The sequence below is a fragment of the uncultured Flavobacterium sp. genome, assembly GCF_963925415.1.
Taxonomy (GTDB): Bacteria; Bacteroidota; Bacteroidia; order Flavobacteriales; family Flavobacteriaceae; genus Flavobacterium.
In genome coordinates this window covers 1-2,514 of record NZ_CAWUTS010000018.1, presented here as the reverse complement: position 1 = coordinate 2,514, position 2,514 = coordinate 1, and the positions used below count along the sequence as shown (strand labels likewise).

At 27.2% G+C, this 2,514-nt stretch carries 4 protein-coding genes; 2 read left to right on the top strand and 2 right to left on the bottom strand.

Features of this window, described 5'->3' with window-relative positions; all coding sequences use genetic code 11:
- A partial coding sequence (locus AABM47_RS01380; RefSeq protein ID WP_338409130.1) for a glycosyltransferase occupies positions 1–624 on the top strand: 624 nt, incomplete at its 5' end.
- Complete coding sequence (locus AABM47_RS01375; RefSeq protein WP_338409129.1) at positions 621–1,019, top strand: FdtA/QdtA family cupin domain-containing protein; 399 nt, start codon at positions 621–623, stop codon at positions 1,017–1,019. The genes AABM47_RS01380 and AABM47_RS01375, both read left to right, overlap by 4 nt.
- Here the strand turns inward: AABM47_RS01375 and AABM47_RS01370 are convergent.
- Both AABM47_RS01370 and AABM47_RS01365 read right to left on the bottom strand, forming a co-directional pair.
- Entirely contained in the window at positions 1,013–1,948 is a 936-nt protein-coding gene (locus AABM47_RS01370; RefSeq protein WP_338409128.1) for a glycosyltransferase family A protein, read from the bottom strand. The genes AABM47_RS01375 and AABM47_RS01370 overlap by 7 nt on opposite strands.
- A gap of 3 nt (positions 1,949–1,951) precedes the next feature.
- Positions 1,952–2,514, bottom strand: a 563-nt coding sequence (locus AABM47_RS01365; RefSeq protein WP_338409127.1) for a glycosyltransferase, incomplete at its 5' end; no start/stop codon positions are given.

Sequence of the window (2,514 nt, the reverse complement as noted above, 5' to 3'; positions counted from 1 at the left end):
CCATATACACAAGTCAAAACTATTTACAATCCATTAGATTTTGAGGCTATTGAAGCATTGGGTGGCGAAGATTTGGCAATTGATTTTGAATATGTTATAGCCGCTGGAAGAATGAACGATGAGGTAAAACAATTTGGTCATTTAATAGAAACGTATTCTAAATCAGAATTGCCTTCTAAAAACATAAAATTAATTTTGTTAGGAGACGGTATTTTAAAAGAGAAATATCAAAAATTAGTTCAAAAATTAAACCTCGAAAAAATGATATTATTTAAAGGTAATGTGTCAAATCCGTTTCAATACATGAAAAGGGCAAAATTACTTTTATTGACAAGTAAAAATGAAGGATTTCCAAATGTTATAATCGAGTCATTAGCATGTAAAACACCTGTAATAGCTTTTGACTGCCAATCTGGCCCAAGTGAAATTATTATTCCAAATGAAAACGGAATTTTAGTTGAAAATCAAAATTTTAATGCATTTAAAGAAGCTCTAAACGAAATGATTTCAAATAAAAATTTATATTTACATTGCAAACAAAATGCTAAAAGTAGCGTTGAACGATTTTCTCTAAAACAGATTGGAAATCAATGGTTGCAACTTTTTAACGAAATTGACAAATGAATATAGAAATAATCAGCATTCCAAAAGTTGAAGATCACAGAGGAAACTTGGCTATAATTGAAAAAGATGTACTGCCTTTTGAAATAAAACGTGTGTATTATTTATATGATGTTCCTAGCTCTGCAAAACGAGGCGGGCATGCGCATAAAGATCAAAAAGAGTTTTTGGTAGCCGTATCTGGAAGTTTTGAAGTGGTTTTAAACGATGGCGTGTCTAAGCAAAGTATTACATTAAATAAGCCAAATAAAGGACTGTTAATCAAAACAAATATTTGGAGAGAATTAGATAATTTTTCTTCAGGGGCAGTTTGTTTGGTTTTAAATTCGGATGTGTTTTCTGAAGAAGACTATATCAGAGATTTTGATGATTTTAAAACGTATGTCAACAATCAATAACTGTTAATTTTAAAGCCTATAGTTATTAGTATTTTTTTAACAACTGATATTTGTTTAACGAATGAATGAGGCAACCTTAAAAGTAATTGCTGTTTTTTGTTTAAATTTTTAAAATCTATTTGTTTGTTTATCTCATTGCTTTTTTTAATACTACCTTCCATTTTTAAATGCTTAGACAAAACAAAACGTTCAAAATCTAAATATTTTTTTAATGTTGGATTTGTTGAAGCTAAAATATTATAGGTATTATAATCTGGAAGTATTTTATCTGAAATTTTAGAACGTGTAATTTGATTCTCAGATTGCATTACATATTGCATTCCTACAGAATTGGAATAGGCTAATTTAAAATGATAGTTGGCACGTATGTTAAAATCAAGGTCTTCAGAAAACGAAATAGACTCATTATAACCGCCTACTTTTTCAAAAACAGATTTGTGAAAACAAACAGAGCCATGATTGTAAATGCCTTGTTTTAAATTAATTTTAAAAAAATCGACTAAACCTTCAAAATTTTGAGTTAAATTTTCAGAACCATTTATTGGTTTTAAAACTTTTTTGCCATAAATTTCTTCATAATTAGTAGCAAATATACTTGCTTCTTGAAAATTACTAGTTAACCGATGAAGGGTTTCTAAAAATGTTGGTTTCCAAACATCATCTGCATCTAAATACGTTACATATTCTGCTTTTGCATTTATTATTCCAGTATTTCGTGTGGCAGATAATCCTTTATTTTTTTCGTGATGAATTAGTCTAACCTTTTCAGACAAATAAAATTCAACTTTAGAAACGCTTTCATCTGTAGAACAATCATTTACAATGATAAGTTCAAAATCAGAAAACGTTTGGTTGAGTATACTTTTTAAGGCATTTTCAACATATTTTTCTTTGTTGTATAACGGAATTATTACTGTAAAAAAAGGCATAATTTATTCTTTAAAAATATAATCAAACATATCGTTCCAATTTTCTAATGATTCTTTGCTTTTATTTAAATCAATATTTTCTTGAAATTTAATAGTATTTAGTACAAATTTAGTTATTAATTCGGATAATTCTTTAGGATTATTAATATCAAAAAAAGAGACTTTTTTGTAAGTGCCTACGGTTTCTTTTGCATAAGGTAAATCTGCAACTAAAATGGGTTTGTTATAGCTCTTAGCTTCAGTAATAGGTAGGCCCCAAGTTTCTAATTTTGAAGGAAAAATCAAGCAATCCATAGCTTTATAATAAGCAAAAACTTCTTTTCTTGTAATTTTACCAATATAGTTTATTTCTTCCAAAGAATATTTTTTTACTATATTATTTGCATATATATTATCTTTTTTTTGAATAGTAATATGCACTTTTATTTTTTTTCTTAAATTAATTGGTACTAATAAAATTGCTTCAGCAATTTGTTCAATATTTTTAAAGCTTTTAGACAAAGTTGGGTAAAAAAAATGAATCTTTGAGTTGTCTAAAGTTACTGTAAAATCTATATTTTCCTCAA